The following is a 23,054-nucleotide window of genomic DNA, read 5'->3' as shown; positions in this document are numbered from 1 at the left end:
TGCATGAGTTCAAATACATCATGTCCCTGAAGCTCAACCTTCTTCAACGTTAACACTTGGCATCCTACTTTCCGTAGTAACTAGTTATTTCAAAGTTCGATGATACCAGTTCAAAGATCAACCTCTAGATATTTATTAAACTCCGCAGTGAACGTGATCGTAGTGCCTGGGGTATCATTATGCTCGTCTTCAAGGCGTATGTCCCCATTCATCAGCTCTATGATCCGTTTACAGATTGCTAACCCAAGACCTGTTCCTTCTGTTTGTCGGGTAATGCTGTTATCCACTCGGTAAAATGGTAGAAACAGCTGGCTTCGCTTGTCCTGGGGTATTCCCGTCCCCGTATCCTGTATGCTGACTTGCATTTTAAGCTTGCTGCCATCGGCATTTAGAAGTACAACATTAATGCCGATGCTTCCTACAGGAGTGAATTTCACGGCATTTCCTAATAAATTCAGCAATACCTGTCTGAATCGACCATCATCTCCAACAACAATCTGTGGAATACGAGAATCTATGGATATATTCACTTGAAGATTTTTTTCCGAGATTGCGGTATGAAGGATATCCAACATTTCCTTGACGGATTCACGAGGATTGAAAGGCTCACTTAACAATTGATCGTAGCTTGATTCCAGCTTATTAAAATCTAAGATATCATTAACAATACGAAGCAGAGACTTTCCGCTACTTTGTATTGTGGTGACATACTCTCTCTGTTCAGCATTCAGTTCAGTAGCTGCTAATAACTCAGAGATGCCCAGCAAACCATTCATCGGTGTTCTAATCTCATGATTCATCGTTGTTATGAAATCACTTTTAACTTGGCTAGCCATTTCCACCGCTTCTTTTTCGATCTTTAGATGCTTTTGTTCATACAACAATTGACTTTGAACCGATAACGACGGGAAAATCACGTCGTCCGAAGCACGATAGTGATACAGAGGGGATTTTACAAACTCCATATCTGTCATCATGTATTCATGCTCTCTCATTAATTTAAGCTGTAATGAGGAAGAGATCATCTCCGTATTATAGGCGCAAACCGACAACATTCCATTATCCCGAACAACACAGGTGGTTTGCCGTTCATAAGTGACTAGATTTTCTAGAATCTGCTTTTCCGGGTGATCTCCCCATGTCATCACATTCGCCCAAGTGCGTATAGGCTTGTTTTGTTCCTGAATGAAGCCCATGATATCTTCAAAATGTGCAAGAATATGTTGGAACTCAAAGTTACCATGTTCTCCATAGTATTCTGTATTGTTAGCATAATGAAGATATTGAAGCTGATCATGAGATATACTGTCTTTAAGCTTTTGCAAAATCTTATCGTATGTGACAGCTTCCTCAATAAGTAATATATGATGACCTTGATCGATCCCCGTTACGATATAAGATACAGCATTATCAACATAACTATTGAAATCCTCGAAAAAATAAATAATATGTCCTCCGTTCGTGACCTCAGTCAACGAATTCAAAGGAATGGCTTGTTTGCTCATATAAGGACTCCTTAACGCTTGTCTGTACTATATACTACTATAGAGGATAAAACGACACGCGTCACTCCATTATATGTAATCTAAGTGAAATCATTTTATCTAAACCCGTTAGCCCGCTTGACTTGATGAACAATTTTCCTACCTATAAGCCAACGTGTGAAAACAAAAAAAGATAGTACAATGAACAACTAATGCTCATCGTACTATCTTCTGTCTGCTCGCGCTCTATCTCTTCAGGACCCATACCCCATAAGGTTCCAGCGTAACCGTCCCTTGAAGCTGGCTGCCCTGGAGCAACTCTTCTGTAGGTACATGAAGCTTAATCTCGGCTGCTTCACTACTGTAGTTCAGTAAGAATACGAGTTCATCATGATCATCAGCACGAATAGCGACCTCAACCGTTTCAGGCACCTCGCACCAGTCCTTAAGTGGAGATGTAATCTGAAGCTGACTTAACAGCTCAGCTGCTACGGACAGATCAAAGGCTGCTCCCCAATAATATACCTTGCCTTTACCAACACGATTAACCGTTAATGCCGGTTTACCTTTATAATAACTGGATGCATATGTGCCGAGCACTTCAACCGTATCTGCATGTACCCGCAGAATATCATTGAAGCTTGGAGCATTAAACAGGTTCGTATGTTGGCTCAGTTGTACGCTTACTGGACTAGCTGTACCATTAACCATTGTAAAATCCTCAACTTGAATGCCACTGAGTTCTGCAACTGGACCTGGCAGCGGCTGCATACGACAATGACCAGACTCATTTTTGTACCCTGTCCGGCAGCCGAATACAACTGACCCACCATTTTCTACATATTTCTGAAGCATCTCAGCTGTATCTTCTCGTAAAATGGCAGGATGAGGATAGATTAACACTTGGTATTTCGCAAGATCCTGCAGTTGTTCCGTTTCACCCCCAGGACGAATGGTCACTACGTCTGTTGGGATATGTGCATATTGAAGCGCTTTAAACCAGCTTAGCTCACTTGGTCTGTTTAGTGAGCCGTGCCATTGATCCAGCTCGCCATCCCATTCGTTATCGTAATCACGCAGCATGGCTACTTGCGCAACATAACGTTTGCCAACAATACGTTCTCCCACCTTCTGCAATTCCTTACCCACAGTCGCCGCTTCTGCAACCCGACGATTCGGCTGATTATGATAGTCATTAATTCCATGCCAATAGATTTCGGTACCGATGGTAGCTGTTCTCCAGCGGAAGTACAGTATCATATCAGCACCATGAGCAATGCTCTGATACGTCCACAAACGCATTTGCCCCGGATGTGGGGATGGCATCTGCATTCGATTCACCCAACCGCCAGGTCCCGACTGCTGCTCTAACACAGCAAAATTCGGCGATATATCTCTGACATTGCTCAAGGACAAGCTCCATTTCCGATCAAGCAACGGCTGTTCTCCAGGATCTGGATAGATGGTGCTAAATTGCGGATAGGAATCATAAGACATGAAGTCCAGAATCTCATCTGACATGCTGTGGTTATCTAGATGTCCGAATATGCCATTAGTAGTAACCCATTGATTAGGTGCTTCTGCTCTTAGAATGTCACCTTGGAGCTTCGCGAATGAAATCGTGTTATCCGAAATAAAGCGTTTCTCGTCCAATGCCTGATGTGGATTAGGTGAATCGGATACCGTTGGACGAGTGAGGTGCACTTGCTCCCATTGATCATACGTCTGATTCCAAAAGACAGTGCCCCACGCTTGATTCAGGCTATCCAACGCACCATATTTTTGTTGCAACCAGCGCCGAAATGCAAGGTGATCCGCTTCGGCATAAAATACGTTTGTCTCACAATTCAGTTCATTATCGATCTGCCATCCGATAATCGCAGGATGATCCTTGTAATGTTGAGCCATCTCTCTTGTAATGCGCGCGCAGAGCTCCAGATATATTGGACTACTATAATTATAGTGTCTACGCTGGCCGTGATGGTATGTAATGCCTTCCATTGAGACGTTCAACACTTCAGGATACTTATGTGTAAGCCATGCTGGTGGCGTGGCTGTTGGTGTTCCCATAATCACCTTCATGTCCCATGTAATCGCTTGCTCAAGGAAGCGGTCGAAGAATTCGAAATTGAATTGCCCTTCCTGTGGTTCAAAAATGGACCATGCAAACTCTCCGATGCGGATCAGATCAAAGCCCATTTCCTTCATTCTTTTTAAATCATCTGCCCATAACGACTCGTCCCAATGCTCAGGATAGTAACAAGCTCCCATATAAAAACGTTTTAGATCTAATGCATTTCGCATAATTCCAGTCTCCCTTAACCAGGTTGCTTTATTTGTTATCAAACTATATTCATGACCACACCTTATTTAATATTAAGGTATTCTATCCAGATTTCAAGGCATTTGCTCACGAAATACTCCTGTTTATTCATTAACCTATAGTTATTCGGGTTGCGTGGTTAGCAAGCGTTCCTTGTAATCCGTAGGGCTGACGCCTGTATATTCCTTAAATACTTTCGAGAAATAATGCTGATCACTGAACGATAACAGCTCCGATAATTCCTTGAATTTCATGTCGGGTTGGCTGGCCATCAATCTGCAAGCTTCTTGAATTCGAAGTTCGGTATAATACTGAACGAAAGTACGTTGTGTGACATGTTTGATTACCCTGCTGATATATGAGGGACTGACGTGAAATTTCATTGAAAGATCGCTGATAGATAACGAGACATAACGATTTGTTTTGACATATTCATCAATCTGCTCAAATAGCAGCTCCCCACTCTTCCGTCCTTGCGATTGCAGCATGTCGAAGCATTGGGCTGTCCATTCAAGTAGCTCATGTCCAAAGTCCGCATAAGTCTTCAACTCATATAATTGTTTGGCTCTAAGCTCCAATGCTAATCGCATGCCTGAACCTCGTTCCTCATAGAGATGTGCGAAGGTATCCACCACAAGTCCTACAAAACGCTCAACCTCCGTCCAATGTGCATTCTCTTCAGTCCATCGATTCATCAGCTCGGTCAGCTTGAGCGCAAATGCTTCCTTCCGACAACCTTGTATCATGTGCACAAAAGTAGATTCCAACGAAGAATCCAGACCATTTGTTTCTGATCTTGCTATCGAGACAGGATTTCCCGTATCCAGCACCAGTCCATGCTTTAATCGCTGCTGGGTCGTTAGAACTGAAGTGATCCGGTAATAGAGCTCAGATAACTGATCCGAATCAGCGGACATCAACTGACCTCCAATCATTCCATCCATCCCCGCTTCGAGCAGATGCCGCCGCAATGATTCGAGACATTCGTGCATGGAAGAATACCAATCCAACGCGCCTCTGTTTGCCATAATAATATATTGATGCGGGGTCTGCGTTAGCAATACGCGACATGGCTGAGCATGGAAAAACTCTGCTAGACTTTGCTTCAACGTCTCCAAACTCCAGCGATCCTTCCCCTGACTGAAAGGCTGCTTCCGTAGAATAATCATCATATGTGAGTATAGCGGGAATTCCTCACCAAACGTAAGTTCAGCATAACATTCAGGGTCAACGATCTCCTGCAATTCTTGCAGGCTTCTGGATATAAGTCGATCAAGCTGCTCCACAATCCTTCCCATCACTTCCTCCAAAGCCTCTCGCTCCACAGGTTTCAATAAATAGTCAAACACCTGCAGGTTCAATGCTTTGCGTGTATATTCAAAATCACTATAACCGCTGATCAGCACTACCTTGAGATAGGGGTTCGTAAGCTTGGCTTGTTCAATTAACGTTAAGCCATCCATCTTAGGCATTCTGATATCCGTTAACAACAGATGAATTGGTTCCTGCCGAATGATTGCCAGTGCCTCCTCTCCGTTAGTTGCCGTAGCCGTTACTCGAAGCGGCAAATTCAATGTATCCAAATGTGATCTGATATTACGCAATATCGGTTTACTATCCTCGACAATCATGACATTATACATGGTTATCTGCCCTCCCCATTTAATAAAAATCCTCGGTTAACGAGCCGATGATTTGAATCGTTGCTCCTTTTGCTCCATGGCCTTGATTATTGAATATATTAAAAAATAGCCGGTTGCTATACATCAGTTTGAGCCGATTAACGCTGTTGACAATCCCCATATTGCCCAGTGCCGTCTCTTGATTGTTCATCATGTTTGCCCCTGAGCGGGAATGCTGAATATTCGCTAGAATCTCTTGAATCTTCTCAGCAGAAAAGCCCTCTCCATTGTCTCTAATCTCAAGCGCCCATAATCCGTTATATTGCTTCACGGTAATCTGGATATGCCACGGCGGAGATGTATTGCAAAATGCATGTTCAATGCAATTCTCTACAAAAGGCTGAATCACCAGGCGTGGTAAACGAACTTCCTTCGCTAATGGATCTGCATGGATATCCCATTCCAGATCGTCTTCATATTTTGCTGCACAAGTGATAGATAATGTCTCGTATGCTCAAGCTCTTCAGATAAAGTCACATGCGCGTAAGGAGAAGAAACGATATAACGTAGGCTCTCCGAGAGATGCTTGCACATATCCGACACCACTTTGGTTTTACCCTCTTGAGCAGCAATGCTGATCAAATAAAGAACATTATGGATAAAGTGAGGCGCTATCTGAGCCTGCAGTGCTGAATTTCTTGCTTTTACCTCTTCATGTAGCGCCGTTTTCTCCCGATCGATAGATTGTTGCAGTCGTTCCATTAGATCCTGGAATGCTTCGTTCAGCAATAAGAGATCATTGTTTTTCGGCCGATCATCGACCTTCAGGTTGAGATTACTGTAGTTGATGCGCCAAATTTGACTGCGAAGTTTACGAATTGGAAGCAACAGATTACGAGTAGATAAGTAAATATAGACGAAAGAAATGAGCATGAGTGCTGTAATCAGCAAAATGGAAATCGTCTGAACCTTCTGGATCGAGCCTAACACCGACTTGCTAGGCGTAACGATATACGTAACCCATCCGGTACTAGAAGATGTGGAGTAGGTAACGTAATTGTTATGTTCATCGACTTCCAGACCTTCCTCCAATGGAGGTATCGTCCATTGCTTCGCTTTTATGCCAAGATCAGTACCTGTCATCTGCTCTCCCTGTTGGTTCAAAATATAAACTTCGCCGGCTGTAATTCCTTCGGTCAGGTTCTGAATTACCATTTGATCCATCTGGATGGATAGATAACCGTACACTTTACCATTCTGATCATTCACCGTTCGTACAAAAGATATGATATCTCCCTGCCTCAGTAGAATAAAACCGTTCCCTGCCCATTCTCGCCCAACCTTACTATCTCCTAACAATGTGTGAATAGAAACGGGTGGTTGACCTGCTCCTAAATACGAAGTAAGAAGTATACCTTGCTTGTCATAAATGGACATATCCTTAATATTCATGCTTGGTCCAATCGCTTGGAAAATAATGTCCTTCAGCTTGCGAATTTGTTTTAGCCGCTCGTAATCACTATGTGCAGAAGAACTCTTGTCCATCGTGGTAAAGATGTCTTTGCTCGACAAAAGCCGCTGGGAGAGCTGGTTCTGTTGATCCAAGTATAGATCTACTTGTTCTCTCACTTTTGTTGTAGTCACTAGTGTATCCTGCACTGTTTTTTGTTTGAGCGGACGAATAACGACGACATTGACGTACACGAGAAAACAACATAAAACAAACAAAAGTAATGCCAAAAAGGTCAAAAAAACCTTGGTTTGTAAACTGAATTGCGTGGATCTATGTATGAATTTCGTCATTTTCATAGGGAGTCTCCTTTCGCATCAAGATGTCTATTCTATTAGTCATCCATAACTGTATCATGGGATTATATGAAATGATAGCGATTTCAAGTTCAGGATATTACACATCAACCTTCAAGCACAGACATGTACCTTGGATGAGGAAAAATTTATAATCGGGAATGTAAACGGATTCAATCACATGTTATAGAGGGGGATTCACATTGAAGATACTTAAACAAAAAAAGGTTGCTACGGTGGTGCTGGCTAGTCTACTAACCATCTCATTAACAGCTTGTGGTGCAGGTGATTCCAGCACTGGCAGTTCGACAGGCGGGGACAATAAAGCCAAGGTCACATTGGAATTAGCCATTTCTAAGAGTTCTCAGGATTCAGCTTTTATTCAGCAAGATATCCTCGATGAGTTCGAGAAGCAGACTAATGTAAAGGTCAATCTGCAGTTAATTCCTGCCGAGCAGACAACTACTGTACTTCAGACGAAGCTTGCGGTAGACGAAACGCCTGATATCATCCAGTACAATCTTGCCAGTGCAGTTACGGATCTCAACCTTGAACGTAACTTTGAGATTCTGGATGACGAACCTTGGGCGAGTCGTATTGTGAATAAGGACGTACTTTCGGCTGGTGGTCACATCTACAGTTTCCATGTCAGCCAAGATACGGGGATGCAAGGCGTCGTTTATAACAAACAGATTTTTGAAGAACTCGGTTTAACGATCCCAACCAACTATGAGCAGTTTTTGGCGGTCTGCGAGAAGATCAAAGCTAGCGGCATAACGCCAGTATTCATGCCTTACAAAGATGCATGGGCAGCGAACATCTGGCCTGCTGCCGCGTTTGCGGATTTTGTAGCGAAGAATGAACCGACATTTTTTGATGACCTGAATAGTAACAAGAAGAAGTGGTCTGACGTTCCAGAATTCAAGACATTCTTGGAACAGCAGTACGAAGTGTACACCAAAGGGTACACCAACACCGATGTGCTCAGTGACAGCTATGATATGGCCGTGGGTAAATTCCTGAACAAAGAAGTGGCCATGATGTTTATGGGTGATTGGTTGATTGAAGGTGTTGCCGAGCAGGATCCAAGTATGGAGCTGGGTGTATTCCCTATTCCGTCGACTGAGGAGGCAAGTCTGGGGGCAAGTCCACTCGGTGGACAGTTGTTTATTCCGAAGAAATCCAAGCATCTGGAAGAGGCCAAACAGTTCCTCGACTTTATCGCTTCTAAGGATGTAGCCCAACGGATTGTAGATTCCAAAGGCTATGTATCGAACTTCAATGATGTGACAACGCCGGAGCTGCCGGCATACAAACAAGATATCGTAGACAACTATATTACGCCGAAGAAAACAGTCCTGACGACAGATGCATTCATGTTAGTGGATCGCAGCGAACTGTACCGTTTGTTACAGGATCAATTCGCAGGTGGTTTAACGCCGGAAGAAGTATTGAAATCCTGGGATGAGAAATTCAGCCAATTGATGCAGGATAAAGGTGTAGCTGGATTCTAAGGAAAACATCATTGTTGAAATACAGGGCAGTATGACTTGGTCGAATGAAATCGATTATAAGTTATACTGCCTGCTATAACGGAGCGTGAGATATGAAAAGAACCAAAAACCTATATTCGTACTACATGATATTTCCCGCACTGATCATCTACTCTGTCTTTTTCGTGGTGCCTGCCATTGCGGGATTCTATTATTCCTTCACGGACTGGCGACTGGATCGACTGGAGCTAACCTTCATCGGGTGGGATAACTTCAAGAAAATTTTCTCGGACAAAACGCTTATATTAGCTCTGCAAAATACGGCGATATTTGCCCTCGTTACAGTAGTCGGCAAAAACGTTATCGGATTACTGCTCGCTGTGGGACTTAATATGCGATTGCGAACCAAAAACCTGCTGCGCGCCATCTTCTACTCCCCTTCCATACTTAGCATACTTGTAATCAGCATACTGTTTACACCTATGCTTCGCACCGAAGGTACAATTAATCAGATGCTGGAAGCTGTCGGGCTACACTCATTAAGCCAAGCCTGGCTAACCAACCCCTCCATTGTGATCTGGACGATTGCCATCGTCTCAATCTGGCAGAGCGCCGGATTCCAGATGGCCATCTATCTGGCTGGTCTACAGTCTATTTCGCAGGAATATTACGAGGCTGCCAAGATCGATGGTGCAAGCTCATGGAGAAGTTTTTTCAAAATTACACTGCCACTTCTGCTACCAGCGATTAACATTAACCTGATGCTAACGTTGATTGGTGGACTGAAAGTGTTCTCCGAGGTATACGTCATGACAGGCGGCGGACCAGGTAATGCATCACAGGTTGTAGGTACGATCATTCTACGTTCCTTCGGTGAAGGTAACTGGGGTCTGGGTACCGCAGTGAACACGCTACTGTTCGTAGTTGTCACCATTATCGCTATACCGCTATTGATTTTCATGCGGCGTAAGGAGGTTACGGAATAAGATGGGCTATACACGCAAACTTGCTATCCGCAATTATATCGTGGAAGGGTTCCTCATTCTGGCCTCCCTGATCGTATTGTTGCCGCTTGTCATCCTGATTCTTGGATCATTCAAAACCAGTGCAGAGGTGCTCAGCTTCTCTCTACGGTTGCCTGACACATGGCAGTTCTCGAACTATGTTCGGGTTTTCCAAGAAGGTGGTCTATCCCGGGCATTTCTCAACAGCATCTGGATTACAGGTATATCGTCTATCATCAACATCGTTGCCTCTTCAGCAGCAGCGTTCATTCTAGCTCGTCGGGAAACGAAATTATCAGGCACGATCTATATGTATTTCTTCATGGGTCTGATTGCTCCAATGTCGATCATCACAACGATTCGCGTGGTGCAGGGCTTAGGCTTCTATGGCAGTATCACAAGTGTTATTCTAATCTATGCTGCGCTAAATACAGCCTTTAGTGTTTTCTTGTACAGTGGCTTCATCAAAACGATTCCAAGAGCGCTGGACGAGGTAGCATTTCTGGAAGGCGCAAGTGTGTTCGGTGTGTTCTTCCGCATTGTTACGCCGCTGATCTTACCTGTTAATGCAACGGTTGCCATTATGGTATTTATGTCGGTGTGGAATGATATCACCATTCCTGTATACTTCCTGACAGACAGCTCAACGTGGACGATGCCGCTATCCATTTATAACTTTTACGGCAAGTACAGCCGGGATTGGAATTTAATTTTTGCCAACCTTGTGCTTACTTCACTACCTGTATTTATATTGTATCTATTTGGTCAGAAGTATATTGTCAGCGGATTGACGGCTGGTGCAGTCAAAGGTTGAGGTGAACGTCATCAAGCATCAAGACCAATTGTTCCTTCTATCATGAAAACGCCATTGTGAGACCATGAATCATTTCATGGTCTCTATTAGTCTATATTCTCAATACCCCATTCACCATCTTGGTTCTTCGTGAAAAAGTAAGTGATTCCTGTGTTGTCGACACGTCCATCCGGACTCTTTTGAGCAAATCGCACACCTACCCGAATCTGTTCGCGCTTATTGATGTTTATTTTCTCAATTATATCTAAATCGTAAAACATAAATTCTTGCCCTTCTTCGCTCTCGCTTGTGTAGTAGAAATGATACTTATTGGTTGCTGCGGAGTCCTTATTCAGGTTCTCCTTAAACTTCTCTGGATTATTCTCCACTACGGCTTCGATATTCCCCTTAAATTTGGATATGATCTCATCGTCGAAGAAGCTTTGTTTATACTGATCAAAATCGATGAATACACCTTGCTTAAAGTCATCCGCGGTAATCTCTTTAATTTGCTTGTGCGCTGGATCAATCAATTGCTCCGAATCAGAGATGGCATCAGTGGATGCCGAGATTGAATTCGTCTGCTCCTCCTGAGTAGATGGTGCCTGATTAGTATTGGGACTCGATTCATCGGTTGCTTCACGGATTGTCGTACGATCAGGGGCATCTGTATGCCCACATGCTGACAGAAGTACGACTCCACTTACACAGATAGATAAAATACCACGAGAAAGTTTCTTCATGAAATGCGGTTCTCCTTGTACGTTAGGGATAAGGATGCACGTAATATCTCATAACTACAAGTATAAACGCAATGAACCACAGTATAGTTACACTTAACCACGCCAAACGACCATAGTCATTCATCCGGTACAAGTTTAATCAATTACGACCTGGCATATTGTAAGATTGCCTCCGCGGCGCGAACACGTATGTTAATATCCTCACTGTCTAACGCTTGTCTTAACACATGCAGAGCCGCTTCAATCGTTGCTTTATCCACCTTGTTAGACGGGGAATTCGACGCTTGCACTCCTTCCGGTGCTTCATTTATGTCTGCAAGATGACGGTCCAACTGTGCTTGTGAAATCGGATGTTCAAATTGAGCCAGCGTAGCAGGCTGATGAATGAAGGCTTGTACTTTGTCGTTTAAATCCTCCAAGGGAATACGTCCTAGCCAGGTAACACCTCTTCGATGGCATATGAGATCTTCTTCTGTCCCTAAGGAATCATCGTAATAATAATCGCCCAGATCTCCTACATACGCCCACTCATCATCCTTCATAACGACGTAGTCTCCATCTTGCATGGTATGTACAAATGTATGAAAATCCTTGATTACATGTGCAAGCTCCGTCTCTTCCAACCTGTAATGTTCCCTCAATTGCTCTTTCCATTCTTCTGGTGACATTTCTCCCAAATCTCCTGTGCCAGGCCATGTCAACCCAATAAAGTTATCCTCTAGAAATGAGGCTACATAGCTCATTCCGCGTATGGTTGATTGGATATAAAATAAGTTCATCTGATCTGCGCCTCCCATCCTTCATTATGTTATCTTCATATTAAAAAACCTTCAAGAGCAATGTCTTGAAGGTTTAGCATTATCATATTAGTCCTGTTCAAAAAGATGCCGCTTGAGCATCTTTCGTAATCAAAAGCAGACTTTTTGAACAACCTCTATTAGAGTACTTTTTCCAAGAAGCTGATGGTACGTTCATTCTTAGGATTCCCAAATACTTCTTCAGGGCTTCCTTCTTCTACGATGTATCCACCATCCATGAAGATCACCCGATCGGCCACCTCACGTGCGAATCCCATCTCATGTGTGACAATCATCATCGTCATACCTTCACGAGCGAGATCCTTCATTACACCAAGCACCTCACCAACCATCTCAGGGTCAAGCGCAGAGGTTGGTTCATCGAACAACATCACGTCTGGCGTCATCGCAAGTGCACGAGCGATGGCCACCCGTTGCTTCTGACCTCCTGAGAGCTGGCTTGGAAAGCTGTTTGCTTTATCCGATAACCCTACACGGTCTAATAACTTCAGAGCAGTCTCGCGTGCCTGCGCTTCATTTAACAAACCAAGTTCTCTTGGTGCAAACGTAATATTTTTCAGTACATTAAAGTGAGGGAACAAGTTAAAGTGCTGAAACACCATGCCGATATTTTCACGCGCTTTATTAATGTTTGTTTTGGAATCATTCAGATCCTGATCATCCACAATCACTCGACCCTCAGTTATTTCTTCAAGTTGGTTAATGCAACGCAAAAACGTACTTTTGCCTGATCCAGAGGGTCCAATGACGCAGACAACTTCACCCTCATTGACGGACATATCAATTCCTTTCAGAACATGATTCGTTCCGAAGCTTTTCTTCAATCCTTCAACTTTAATTTTACCCACGGCGAACCCTCACCTCCAGATAGTCAGCAACTTTGGTCAATGTGATAATAACAATCAGATACATAACCGCAACCGTTAACCAAATGTCGAAAGAGGTAAACGTTCTGGCGATTACAATCTTACCTGATTGAGTCAGCTCTACAAGACCGATAACAGACAAGATCGACGTATCTTTCAATGTGATTACCATCTGATTGATAAATGAAGGAATCATCACTCGAATCGCTTGTGGAATAACAATCTTCATCATAGCCTTACGATAAGGTAAGCCTAATGAACGAGCTGCTTCCAGCTGTCCTGGATCAATGGATTGAATCCCGCCCCGAATAATTTCGGTTACGTAAGCTCCGGCATTCAAACTTAGTGTTAAAATCGCTGCCAAGAACAGTGGCATGGTGAAGCCCATTGCTTGTGGAATACCGAAATAAATAAAGAACGCAAGTACAATCAATGGAATACCACGGAACACATCAACAAAAACTGTTGCAATTCCACGAAGGATCTTATTCTGTCCTACCTTCATAAATCCAAAGATCAGACCAATAATAAAGGCAAAGAACAACGATACTACCGTGTACAATAATGTATTTCCTAACCCTTTAAACAGAGCTGGAAGTGAATTCTGAATGTTCTCCCACCGACTACTTTGTGCAGCAGTTGGGGCATTTTCCCCAACATATTTTTCCAAAATTCGATCATACTCACCACTTGCCTTAATGTTTACGAGTCCTGCATCAAACTTCTGAAGCAACTCTTGATTCTTCCCCTTACTTACCGCAAATCCGTAAGAGTCTCCGTCTTCTTTCTCAGTTACAATTTTCAAACCATTGTTTTGTTTGACGCCATAAGCTAGAACGGGTTGATCTTCAAAACACGCAATAGAATTGCCTGTTATAACGTCAAGATACATTTGTGCGGAATCTTCAAAAGGCACAATGGTAAAGCCATACTCGGAGGCAATGGATTCAGCAAATGTGTACCCAGCCGTTCCTGTTTTGACAGCAACCTTTTGTCCTCGGAGATCTTCATAGCTCTTCACTGTATCGTTGTTGGCACTAATCCCCATAACAACACCGGATGGATAATAAGCTTCCGAGAAATCGAATACCTTCTTTCTCTCATCCGTGATGCTCATCCCTGCAATTACGCCATCGACTTGATTCGCCTCAAGCGCTTGAACGGCAGCGTTGAAACCGAGGGCTTTAATTTCATACTTGAAATTCTGATCTTTGGCAATGGCGTCCATTAGATCCATGTCAATACCTACAAAATTACCATTCGCATCCTCAAACTCAAATGGAGCAAATGTAATGTCCGTACCGATGACATACGTTTTGCCTGAATTCGCTTCTGTTGCAGATGCTCCCCTGCCCATCCAGATAACCCCGTCACCAGGAGCAAAACCAGGGTAAGTACAAAAAATGAGACCTTCGTTGTTTTCATATGTCCTCCTCTTCTCGGTCTCCTCCGAATCATCATGATTATTCTTTGGAGTTGGTGTCAGTGTTACACTTTTTTGTCAGACGTATTGCCCATTATACATATTATTTTATATTGAGAAAATAAAATTTTAAGTATTTATTGTTTTCAAAAGCTTGTCGTATGTTAACAACTACACTCCTACACCTTCGCTGAACAAATGGTTCAAGTAAAGTTAATCTGACCTATATGAAGGGTTCGTATACGGGCAACAAAATACATTATGAAGTCAGTTAAGTTAACCTTTTACATTATTCCCTCGCGTGGTAAAATTTTGTTAAATTTGATCCTATAAAGGGGCTTAACCATGCGAAAATTTTTCACAAAATTGTATTCGGAGTATTTAGTCATTCCACGAGCAATTCGTTTATTAGTACTCTGGGGATGGATTATTTTGTTTATCGTAACATGCGTACGATTGGAATGGTTCAGCGTAGGTTAAAGATTCATTTCGCTTTTGATCTCCACAATTTTATTGAAATGAAGCTTCACTTCATTTAGAATGATGGATTTAAGCTGCTCCATACTTCTCTCATCCCCCATTGTAACTGACGATCTGCACTTGTCTTGTAAAATGAGAGTGTTTCATCCAATGCATGCAGTTCTTTAGCAATCGACGCAAGTACCGTTTGGGTTTCCTGAGGGATTAATTTCGGTTTGTCCTTCCAATAGTGATAACTGATTCCATACATTAGTCCATATAGATCACTACGGTAGGCGAGCTGATACACCTCCTTCTGTTTCGCTGATGTCATGACAGAGTAATCGTACTCGTACATATACCGAGGTTTAGATGTAGATATGTAATCATCACTGAACTCAATAAGAGTCGTTAGATACTGGGTCGCATCTTTCCCCTGTACCTTCGCTTGATCAAGCAACTTCTGAACTTTGGCTGGCTGCACCTCATTCGTCACCTGACTAAGTTCTTCAAGTGTATGTGCCAGTGGCTTGAAAGAATGGCCTTCTTTGAGAAAAGTGATGTAACCACTATTATTCTTGGATTGGTATAACTCCAGTAGGACATCTTCGTTTTTTTGGGCTACGTTTAATCGATGCTCGTAATAAAAGAACACTACTATTAGTATGGCGACAAACACCCAATACCTTTTAATCATTGCTTTGTTCATACTTCATCTGCCGTTTCTATTCGTATTCATATACCTTAATAATGGATAATAATTGGCATATCTGAGAATTGTAGCATATGAACAACGCAGCTAATACAGGTGATTATTACCATCCTTTTCTCCATATTAAACAATATGACCAAAAAAGAACCTCGTTTCCAAGGCTCTTTCTGAGTATTCCTGATTTATTTAAGTTTATTTTGCATCCTCCAGCCAATGCGCAAGTGGTGTATCATTCGTGAGCTCACCGTGTAAAATGTGGCTAAACATGCCTTCACGATCAATAACCATCGTTGCTGGTAGACCAGTGATACGATACATACTTGATATTTTGCCAGTCACATCAACGATTACAGGAAAATTGAATTGCTGTTCATTCATAAATTCTTGAATAGTCCCCTTCGACTCGCCAACATTCACGAATAGTGTCTCCACATCTTCTTGATGCTTCTCTGCGGTCTCGTGCAGCAAAGGCATTTCCCTTACACAGGGTGTGCACCATGACGCCCAGAAGTTAATCATAACTACTTTGCCTCGATAATCGGACAGTGAAACCTGTTCACCCACTGAATTAGGTGCTGTGAAGTCCGGGGCGGTGGCACCTACCTCAATTGAACCTGATCGTTGTGTCTGCGACGGTGAGAGCCCCTGAAAGACAGCCCATGCACCCGCCAACACTGCAACGGTTCCAATCAAGATGGTGATGGTGCGTCTGATATGACGTTTATGATTTTGCAAGAGGGATCACCTTCACTTTATTCCTAGACTTTGATGAAATGCAGCATGAAGTGAACCAAACTCTGCTCGAAACTGATGTGTTGTACCACTTCCTACGTTGCGCCCATCGTTCATAAAGACAATATGATCAGCAAGGTCATCTGCAATGTCTAGCTGATGGGTGGAGAATACAACCATATGACCCTGCTGTTTAATTCCTTTGATCAGCTGTGCAAATTCATGCATCCAGAATGGATCTAACCCATTCGTTGGTTCATCCATAATGAGCAGTGGTGGCTTGGCTAACAATGCCTGAGCGAATAATACACGTTGCCTCATTCCCTTAGAGAAGGTTGAGACACGTTTATTTTTTTTGTCCTCCAAACCTACCATCTTCAGCACTTCCTGAACTCTCTCCTTGGGTACTCTTCGCAATGCAGCCCAGAACAACAGCATCTCTTCTGCCGTCAAACTCTGATTAAACTGATAATCATCTGGCATGTACCCGATCTGTTCCGAATAGCGTTTGCGGTCACTCCATTGCCGGATCTGGTTCACAACGATATCTCCTGAAGTAGGTCGAAGGATACCTGCTAACATACGCAGAACGGTACTCTTGCCAGCGCCATTGCCTCCACATAAGGCGAGCACGTTACCTGAAGAGATGTGAAAGGAGATTCCCTCTACAATCGATTGTTTTTTCATCGTTTTACATAATTCGTTGATGCTAGCCTCTACTTTTTTATCCATGGGAACGTCCCCTTTCCCAGATCCCGTACACAACAAGTACAGAACATGTAATCCACAGCAGACAGATCATTAAGAAAATCCAACTGCCACTTGGTTGCTGTACCCATGTCACCCATTGGTAATATTCCGGTCCGAGCACCGAGCCTCCACCAAGCTTAATAACTACAAATAAACGTACCAGTTCGGCGGGATTGATAAAGGTGAGTACAACAAGTAACGGTTTGACCCATAGATAAGGCACAATGCCTAGGATCGCGAGTAAAAGTGTAGGCCACCCAATCACAGCAAAGAACCAAACGGATACGGAAATGGTTAACGCTTGCCACCGATTTTTGGATATGGAGCCGATGAACAGCGCAACCGTTAGAAATAATAGGACCAGACCGCAAGAGAATGCCAGAAATAATAGGTATGTTGTTACGTTTAACGCGCTACTAATTACCCCACCGATGATTCCCATCAAGCCATAGCCAAATGCAACAATCGTAATTAGCACCACCGTCAAGCCGAGATATTTCCCAACAATAAAGGACATCGTGCCGATTGGATAGGTAGACAACAGCTGCCAGCTTCCCTCTTCCTTTTCTGAAGTCAGTGAGAAGGAACCGAGAAACAGTGTCATTAGTGGCAAAAGATAGAGAATGAGATTTAACATCGAGCCTGTTGTGCCTGAGTATCCTTGAACAAAGTTCTGCGAATCAATGAGCAGTAAGCTTAAGCTACATGTACAAAAAAGAATTAGGAACGAATACGCCCAGGGATTGCGAAATCCCATCTTCACTTCTCGCTTGGCTACCAGTAACATGTCTACCATATTGGATCACCCTGATCACTCATCATCACTAGTGACCCGATTCTTCCTTCTTCTCGCCTTCCCCATGCATTCCTTTCTCGTCCATTCCTTCTTCACCATGTCCGTGGTCATGCCCATGCTCCCCCATCATATCCATCATCTCCGTGTTTTGCTTCCAGTCATGGGATGCGAGCTCCTCAGCAGTCATGATCGTTCCAATTCCTTGCTCGGCAACAAACGCTTCAGCGGATGCTTTGTCCTTGAAATTAAGAATGCCATACGCCATCGGTGTGCGCAGAGAAGCATCATAGACATAGGTCGCTTTACTGTATTCAATCCATTCCTTGTCATTATAATCACGAACATAATCCATTCCGATGTTCTCAGTCCCATTTTCTTCTTTCCATTGGTTCATGCAGCCGATGTCGTCAAACTTATAGTTCTTGCCATCCTTTGTCGTAAGCTGTGTTGCATAGGCATCATCCTTCACCTGCATCTTGCAAATGGCGCAGATATCCACGTCTTCGTTAATCGGTAATGCCGCATATGTTTTTGCTCCGCAAGCTGCTAATAACAGCATCCCCATCATAAGCATTAGTGCCATTGTCCATCGTTTCTTCATTTACGTAATCCCCCCGAATATATCATTATACTAGCCGCAAAACTTAATAAAATGACTCCGATTACCCATACCGGTACAATATCCTTGGATTTGTCCGGTTGCAGTTGCGGTTCCATGGCCGTAGCCATCAGAGGTGATTGATCTGTTGACCAATTCTCTTTACCTTCTGTAAACAACTCACTCAAAAAGACCATTCCCGGCGATTGAAAGAAAAGCTGATAGGCTGAATTTCTGCTGATTAATTGCTCATAGAATGGATTAATTCCATAAGCCATTTCACTAATCCCATCACCGTTGAGATCAAGTCCCCGGAACGAGTCCCAGTAATTAGATGACATCTCGTTGTCACTGCTATCTACTGCCGAAGCATCTATCACATTCGAGATGAACTGGTTCTGATTGAGCCGATTACCTTCTGCAAGTACAAGCTGAAACCCGATAAAATTCCGTAGAACCTCATTACCACGAATATCGTTATCTGTGGACTCCGCAATGTTCATTCCAACTCGATTGCCTTCAACGATATTGTCAACTATAGAAGATTGATGAACGTCGTATAAAAGAATCCCTTGTGAATGTACATTTTCACTCTGCTTGCGAAATGAATTGCCCGTTACTGTAGTGTTTTTCACACCCATAATCATGGCACCGGTGATGTTATCCTCACCTGTATTGTCCAAGACATAAGAACCGTCCACATACATGCAGTGGATACCATATCTCGTATGTAGCAACGTATTGCCTTGTACAATAGCTTCGCGGCTATTCTCCATATAGATCCCATCGAGCATACCTTTAATTTCATTGCCTTCAATCTGGTTACGATGAGAGTTGTATAGATCAATCCCATTGCCCTTCTGGCTACTTGAAGTCGTCTCCGAACCCGTCCAGGTGATGACGTTATTTCCGAAGAAACCCTCATTAGCGTTACGAGCTAGAATGCCAAAGCCCTGTGTCTGAATATGTATATCCTTGATCTCTGCATGATTGGCTTCAACTTGAATGGCTGCAGTAGGGGTACCATGCTGATGTAAAACGGTAAATCCCTGCAACTTCACGCCGTCCGCACGAATGTTAATCGTGGATCCAGCAGAATCCGTAGACGTAGACTGAATTGAGCTTGAGTCTGTACTCACAACCATCACAGAAGCATCTCCCAGAATGGAAATGCTCTTGTCTATATTCACTGGTCCTAGGTACATACCTGGCTTAAGTGTAATCTCCTCTCCAGGATTCATCGCGTTAATGATCGGCTGCAGCGGTATGAAGCGCTGTTCTTTGGAAGCGGCAGACGCATTCCCTGAGAAGAATGGAAGCTGAGCTAACATGCCGATAAGGAGAAATAGTCTGAGGACGCTCCAAGGGTTGATACTTTGGTTTATCTTGTTGTTGGAGTTGTTCGACAGGTGGATATGCATGCGAGCATTACCCATGAATTTCCCTGTAGCTTGCTGAATTCTCTGAGATATCATGGATAGTGATGTGGCGTTCATTCCATTTGAAATGTAGTTGAGATTTACATTTGCTCTTCAAAGCCTCTCCTCCATCTTTGCTAGCCTTAAAACAATACTGCTCATAGTGTACATAAAAACCTAATGTTTCCATATAGCTCAACATGGCTATAACACCTGATTGTTTGTGGCTAAATTGTGAGATACATTACATTGGATTAGAATCCCCTCCAATTCCCAATCCTCTTGAGAGCAAGAAAAAAAGCTTATTCCGAATAATAAGTATCCGTAATAAGCCCTTGCTCTAACGCATAACGAGTGAGTTGTACCCGGTTCTGCACCTGGAGCTTCTGTAGAATATTCTTCAAATGATTTTTAACCGTATATTCTGAAATGGTATATTTCAGCGCAATTTCTTTGTTTGTCCAGCCAGAAGCTACTCCATATAAAATGTCCTTTTCTCTGGTAGTCAAAGGGACATCCGGTTCTTTTTTCTCCGTTAAGGATACGTCCTTTAAGATCTGATATGCTACCTCACGGCTCAAGGTCGCCTCTTCCGTAACAATGGAATGGAGATATTCTAACCACATGGAAGGTTCAAGGTTCTTCAACAAATAACCTTGTGCCCCACATTTCAATGCTTCCAGCAAATGAAATACGTCATCGGACACGGTAATCATCACGATTTTCACATAAGGGAACATCAGCTTAATCCGCTTCGTCGCTTCCAATCCGTTCATAATCGGCATCTGAATGTCCATCAGAATGAGATCAGGAAGCCATTGCTCTGTAAATTCAATAGCCTGCTGACCATCAGTCACAACCCCTATCACTTCAAGAGACGAATCCATGGATAAAATATCACATATCGCTTCTCTTGCATGGGCATGATCGTCAACAACAAGCACCCGAATATGACTCATACATGTTCACCATCTTGGCTAAATTCTAGAATAGTGCTTTCCTGTTCTCGAACCAATCTCAAGTTCCAATTCATCGCTTTCAGCCTCTCTTTCATGATATGTAGTCCATATCGGTCTTTCAACGTAAACGGATCGACGGTAAATCCTCTGCCGTTATCTTTAATCGTTATTTTGCGATATCCGTTCTTGTCCTCACCTTTAATCCATCCTTGGGATGCCTTGGCATGTTTCTGAATATTTACAACGGCTTCACGCAGACATGCGAGAAGCTCAATCTTCTCTTTTGCGGTAAATACATCATCCTCAATGTGCCACTCCAACTCAATTGGAATTGGAGTATCGCCGATGATTCGGCCAATTTGGTTATGTAGAGCAATTGAGTCCAGTGTTGGTTGTGCTGTATGACTCTGAGCGTCATATCTGAGATTAGCTATCGACTGGCGAACGTATCGATTGACCTCGTGAACGGTTTTCCGAATCGCATAGACTTCGTCCAATTGCTTCTCTTGTTTACGCTGTAATTCCAGTCGTTCTACTTGAACAGAAAGTAAAAAGAGTGATTGTGCAATTCCATCGTGCAGCTCCTTCGCTAATTTCTCCCGAGATTCCAGTACGGCCTTAGCTGCTCGTTCCTTCTCCAGTTCCTTTTGGATACGTTCCATGTTACGAAATAGCTTCGTGACTAGCGTAATACTTACGACATACACGATCACAGGCGTAAGCCAATTGCCCAGATCCATAGATATATAGGGTAGAAGAAATTGGTGACGCACATACTCCCATATGCCGACAGTTAAGGTTGGGATGAGCAAGATCATCCACTTGATCTGTTTATACGACATGCTTTCCCTCCTGGGGTTCCTTATCGATGAAGCCAATCATTGGAATACATAGCTATACTTCTAACAGCATACGTTGTAGAACTGCAAAAGGCATGACCCCTTAGAGCCATACCATAGGTGATTTAACTTTTAATTGTAAACATTGTTTGAACGATCACGGCGTTTACGTTCCAAAATAGACATCTAATTTACCTGTAGGAAGAGTTGTTGCCATCCATACCGCAGCAAGATTGTCGGGAGCAGTCGTTTGCGCCGTGATATAATCTCCGATCAGAACTGTCGGTACCGGCGAGATTCCGTTTGGATTGAAGGAAGTGGTGGTCAGTCGGCGATTGGTAAAGGTAGCTCCTCCATTAAACGACTCTGCGACATAAACATCGAGCAGGAATCCATCAATCTGGTTGGAATAATAAATAACTCTTATCGTACCCGTGTATGGTGAAACTGCGATGGAAGGGAAAAAGTTCTGTGTACCGACGGGTGCACTTGTAATACTTACTGGATCTGACCAAAGTAAGCCATCGGGAGACTCGGAGAGAAAAACATCAGTATATCCGTTACGTGCATCATTCCATACAGCATAGACCGTTCCGCTAAACGGCCCATTAGAAATATCTGCAGCGAGATTCAAATTGGTCTGTACTCGAAATTGATAATTAGGAACAGGCAGTGGAGAAGGTGAAGGAACTACGGAGGCGATAAAAGTAGATTGTCTTTCAATAGAGGGCTGGTAGTTGATCCCTCCGTCGTACGAGATTCGCAGAAGCGCTGAAGGACTAGCCGGTCCAGTAATGATATACCCTGCATAGACCTCTCCATTGAACCCAACTGCCAATGCTGCACGGTCATGTATACCTCTTGGGCTGGACTGACGATCAGGTGCTTCCCAATTCAACCCTTGTGTAAGAGATCTCTGAGAAAAGATGGCAGAAAAAGTCGTGGCTAATGGTGTATAGCCCACGTAAGCATTCCCCTGTAAGGACTACCAGGAGAGCGATCAACCGCAATTAATGGCTCATCATTATGAATCACCGTACCATAGCCTGCCTGAACAATAACGGGTGGTTGCCAGGTTAGTCCATCATCGAAAGAGGTATAACTCACGATTGTCCCGTCATTGAATCCGTTAAACACGTGCACGGTTACAATAAATGTACTTGGAAACGTATAGTCAATGGTAGGTGCCTCTGCGCCAGCATACCCGGGAGGATTGGGCAGAATCGAGGTTGACCAAGTCGTTCCACCATCAATAGAACGATAAAATCCTGTCAATGTCGGACCCGTACTGGTATCCACGGCCACAACACACAGAATATTAGGATTAAGCGTGTTAACAGCAATCGAAGGTTCAAATTGATTCCCTGCTAGTGCTCCAGTAATATTAACTACAACCATGAATTTCACCTCACTTCA

Annotated in this window: 22 protein-coding genes; 3 read left to right on the top strand and 19 right to left on the bottom strand. The window is 43.3% G+C overall.

Annotated features, from left to right (window positions below):
* Nucleotides 1–110: 110 nt before the first annotated feature.
* The 5 genes from DMB88_RS15620 to DMB88_RS15605 form a co-directional block, all read right to left on the bottom strand.
* A complete protein-coding gene (locus DMB88_RS15620; RefSeq protein ID WP_128102102.1) occupies nt 111–1,505 on the bottom strand; it encodes an ATP-binding protein in 1,395 nt (464 codons plus the stop codon).
* Nucleotides 1,506–1,730: 225 nt separating this feature from the next.
* Nucleotides 1,731–3,788, bottom strand: a complete 2,058-nt coding sequence (locus DMB88_RS15615) for a beta-galactosidase (protein ID WP_128102101.1) — start codon at nt 3,786–3,788, stop codon at nt 1,731–1,733.
* 141 nt (nt 3,789–3,929) lie between these two features.
* Nucleotides 3,930–5,450: a response regulator gene (locus DMB88_RS15610; protein WP_128102100.1), complete on the bottom strand. Its 1,521-nt coding sequence runs from the start codon at nt 5,448–5,450 to the stop codon at nt 3,930–3,932.
* A 19-nt stretch (nt 5,451–5,469) separates the two neighbouring features.
* Nucleotides 5,470–5,838 (bottom strand): sensor histidine kinase, encoded by a 369-nt coding sequence (locus DMB88_RS31230; protein ID WP_254438193.1) that lies wholly within the window; start codon nt 5,836–5,838, stop codon nt 5,470–5,472.
* Nucleotides 5,839–5,864: 26 nt separating this feature from the next.
* Nucleotides 5,865–7,238: a sensor histidine kinase gene (locus DMB88_RS15605; RefSeq protein WP_254438192.1), complete on the bottom strand. Its 1,374-nt coding sequence runs from the start codon at nt 7,236–7,238 to the stop codon at nt 5,865–5,867.
* Nucleotides 7,239–7,438: 200 nt separating this feature from the next.
* Here DMB88_RS15605 and DMB88_RS15600 point away from each other — a divergent pair, with 200 nt between their 5' ends.
* The 3 genes from DMB88_RS15600 (at nt 7,439) to DMB88_RS15590 (ending at nt 10,546) form a co-directional block, all read left to right on the top strand.
* Nucleotides 7,439–8,749: an ABC transporter substrate-binding protein gene (locus DMB88_RS15600; RefSeq protein WP_128102099.1), complete on the top strand. Its 1,311-nt coding sequence runs from the start codon at nt 7,439–7,441 to the stop codon at nt 8,747–8,749.
* Nucleotides 8,750–8,841: 92 nt separating this feature from the next.
* Nucleotides 8,842–9,714, top strand: a complete 873-nt coding sequence (locus DMB88_RS15595; protein WP_128102098.1) for a carbohydrate ABC transporter permease — start codon at nt 8,842–8,844, stop codon at nt 9,712–9,714.
* Between the two features lies 1 nt (nt 9,715).
* On the top strand, nt 9,716–10,546 hold the full coding sequence (locus tag DMB88_RS15590) for a carbohydrate ABC transporter permease (RefSeq protein WP_128102097.1): 831 nt from the start codon (nt 9,716–9,718) through the stop codon (nt 10,544–10,546).
* A gap of 86 nt (nt 10,547–10,632) precedes the next feature.
* Here DMB88_RS15590 and DMB88_RS15585 read toward each other — a convergent pair whose 3' ends face one another.
* The 14 genes from DMB88_RS15585 to DMB88_RS15520 form a co-directional block, all read right to left on the bottom strand.
* A complete protein-coding gene (locus DMB88_RS15585) occupies nt 10,633–11,268 on the bottom strand; it encodes a hypothetical protein (RefSeq protein WP_128102096.1) in 636 nt (211 codons plus the stop codon).
* A gap of 143 nt (nt 11,269–11,411) precedes the next feature.
* Nucleotides 11,412–12,047, bottom strand: coding sequence for a hypothetical protein (locus tag DMB88_RS15580; protein ID WP_128102095.1), 636 nt, complete (start codon nt 12,045–12,047; stop codon nt 11,412–11,414).
* A gap of 158 nt (nt 12,048–12,205) precedes the next feature.
* Complete coding sequence (locus tag DMB88_RS15575; protein ID WP_128102094.1) at nt 12,206–12,934, bottom strand: amino acid ABC transporter ATP-binding protein; 729 nt, start codon at nt 12,932–12,934, stop codon at nt 12,206–12,208.
* The gene (locus DMB88_RS15570; protein WP_128102093.1) at nt 12,927–14,309 is read right to left on the bottom strand and encodes an amino acid ABC transporter substrate-binding protein/permease; all 1,383 of its coding nucleotides are present in this window, start codon (nt 14,307–14,309) and stop codon (nt 12,927–12,929) included. Before DMB88_RS15570 ends, DMB88_RS15575 begins: the two co-directional genes overlap by 8 nt.
* Before the next feature lie 601 nt (nt 14,310–14,910).
* On the bottom strand, nt 14,911–15,543 hold the full coding sequence (locus tag DMB88_RS15565; protein ID WP_128102092.1) for a hypothetical protein: 633 nt from the start codon (nt 15,541–15,543) through the stop codon (nt 14,911–14,913).
* A 195-nt stretch (nt 15,544–15,738) separates the two neighbouring features.
* Nucleotides 15,739–16,281: a TlpA family protein disulfide reductase gene (locus DMB88_RS15560; protein WP_128102091.1), complete on the bottom strand. Its 543-nt coding sequence runs from the start codon at nt 16,279–16,281 to the stop codon at nt 15,739–15,741.
* Nucleotides 16,282–16,293: 12 nt separating this feature from the next.
* Nucleotides 16,294–17,010, bottom strand: a complete 717-nt coding sequence (gene ccmA / locus DMB88_RS15555; RefSeq protein WP_128102090.1) for a heme ABC exporter ATP-binding protein CcmA — start codon at nt 17,008–17,010, stop codon at nt 16,294–16,296.
* The gene (locus DMB88_RS15550; protein WP_128102089.1) at nt 17,003–17,824 is read right to left on the bottom strand and encodes an ABC transporter permease; all 822 of its coding nucleotides are present in this window, start codon (nt 17,822–17,824) and stop codon (nt 17,003–17,005) included. The genes ccmA and DMB88_RS15550 overlap by 8 nt, the downstream gene beginning before the upstream one ends.
* A 28-nt stretch (nt 17,825–17,852) precedes the next feature.
* On the bottom strand, nt 17,853–18,425 hold the full coding sequence (locus tag DMB88_RS15545) for a nitrous oxide reductase accessory protein NosL (RefSeq protein WP_128102088.1): 573 nt from the start codon (nt 18,423–18,425) through the stop codon (nt 17,853–17,855).
* The gene (locus DMB88_RS15540) at nt 18,422–19,858 is read right to left on the bottom strand and encodes a NosD domain-containing protein (RefSeq protein ID WP_254438191.1); all 1,437 of its coding nucleotides are present in this window, start codon (nt 19,856–19,858) and stop codon (nt 18,422–18,424) included. Before DMB88_RS15540 ends, DMB88_RS15545 begins: the two co-directional genes overlap by 4 nt.
* 284 nt (nt 19,859–20,142) lie before the next feature.
* Nucleotides 20,143–20,799: a response regulator gene (locus tag DMB88_RS15535; protein WP_128102087.1), complete on the bottom strand. Its 657-nt coding sequence runs from the start codon at nt 20,797–20,799 to the stop codon at nt 20,143–20,145.
* The gene (locus tag DMB88_RS15530; protein ID WP_128102086.1) at nt 20,796–21,641 is read right to left on the bottom strand and encodes a sensor histidine kinase; all 846 of its coding nucleotides are present in this window, start codon (nt 21,639–21,641) and stop codon (nt 20,796–20,798) included. Before DMB88_RS15530 ends, DMB88_RS15535 begins: the two co-directional genes overlap by 4 nt.
* A gap of 163 nt (nt 21,642–21,804) precedes the next feature.
* Entirely contained in the window at nt 21,805–22,602 is a 798-nt protein-coding gene (locus tag DMB88_RS15525; RefSeq protein ID WP_128102085.1) for a hypothetical protein, read from the bottom strand.
* On the bottom strand, nt 22,584–23,036 hold the full coding sequence (locus DMB88_RS15520) for a hypothetical protein (protein ID WP_128102084.1): 453 nt from the start codon (nt 23,034–23,036) through the stop codon (nt 22,584–22,586). The genes DMB88_RS15525 and DMB88_RS15520 overlap by 19 nt, the downstream gene beginning before the upstream one ends.
* Between the last annotated feature and the right edge of the window lie 18 nt (nt 23,037–23,054).

Origin of the sequence: Paenibacillus sp. DCT19 (genome assembly GCF_003268635.1) — a bacterium.
GTDB lineage: Bacteria > Bacillota > Bacilli > Paenibacillales > Paenibacillaceae > Paenibacillus.
The sequence above is the reverse complement of the archived record's forward strand: the minus strand, read 5'-3'. Positions and strand labels throughout refer to the sequence as shown.

Bases quoted from the DNA above. Each gene is read 5' to 3' on its own strand.
- DMB88_RS15550 (WP_128102089.1), bottom strand. From the start codon at position 17,824: ATGGTAGACATGTTACTGGTAGCCAAGCGAGAAGTGAAGATGGGATTT.
- DMB88_RS15570 (WP_128102093.1), bottom strand. From the start codon at position 14,309: ATGGGCAGGGGAGCATCTGCAACAGAAGCGAATTCAGGCAAAACGTAT.
- DMB88_RS15545 (WP_128102088.1), bottom strand. From the start codon at position 18,425: ATGAAGAAACGATGGACAATGGCACTAATGCTTATGATGGGGATGCTG.
- ccmA (WP_128102090.1), bottom strand. From the start codon at position 17,010: ATGGATAAAAAAGTAGAGGCTAGCATCAACGAATTATGTAAAACGATG.
- DMB88_RS15585 (WP_128102096.1), bottom strand. From the start codon at position 11,268: ATGAAGAAACTTTCTCGTGGTATTTTATCTATCTGTGTAAGTGGAGTC.
- DMB88_RS15620 (WP_128102102.1), bottom strand. From the start codon at position 1,505: ATGAGCAAACAAGCCATTCCTTTGAATTCGTTGACTGAGGTCACGAAC.
- DMB88_RS15605 (WP_254438192.1), bottom strand. From the start codon at position 7,238: ATGAAAATGACGAAATTCATACATAGATCCACGCAATTCAGTTTACAA.
- DMB88_RS15520 (WP_128102084.1), bottom strand. From the start codon at position 23,036: ATGGTTGTAGTTAATATTACTGGAGCACTAGCAGGGAATCAATTTGAA.
- DMB88_RS15610 (WP_128102100.1), bottom strand. From the start codon at position 5,450: ATGTATAATGTCATGATTGTCGAGGATAGTAAACCGATATTGCGTAAT.
- DMB88_RS15580 (WP_128102095.1), bottom strand. From the start codon at position 12,047: ATGAACTTATTTTATATCCAATCAACCATACGCGGAATGAGCTATGTA.
- DMB88_RS15540 (WP_254438191.1), bottom strand. From the start codon at position 19,858: ATGGGTAATGCTCGCATGCATATCCACCTGTCGAACAACTCCAACAAC.
- DMB88_RS15615 (WP_128102101.1), bottom strand. From the start codon at position 3,788: ATGCGAAATGCATTAGATCTAAAACGTTTTTATATGGGAGCTTGTTAC.
- DMB88_RS15590 (WP_128102097.1), top strand. From the start codon at position 9,716: ATGGGCTATACACGCAAACTTGCTATCCGCAATTATATCGTGGAAGGG.
- DMB88_RS15530 (WP_128102086.1), bottom strand. From the start codon at position 21,641: ATGTCGTATAAACAGATCAAGTGGATGATCTTGCTCATCCCAACCTTA.
- DMB88_RS15595 (WP_128102098.1), top strand. From the start codon at position 8,842: ATGAAAAGAACCAAAAACCTATATTCGTACTACATGATATTTCCCGCA.
- DMB88_RS15565 (WP_128102092.1), bottom strand. From the start codon at position 15,543: ATGAACAAAGCAATGATTAAAAGGTATTGGGTGTTTGTCGCCATACTA.
- DMB88_RS15535 (WP_128102087.1), bottom strand. From the start codon at position 20,799: ATGAGTCATATTCGGGTGCTTGTTGTTGACGATCATGCCCATGCAAGA.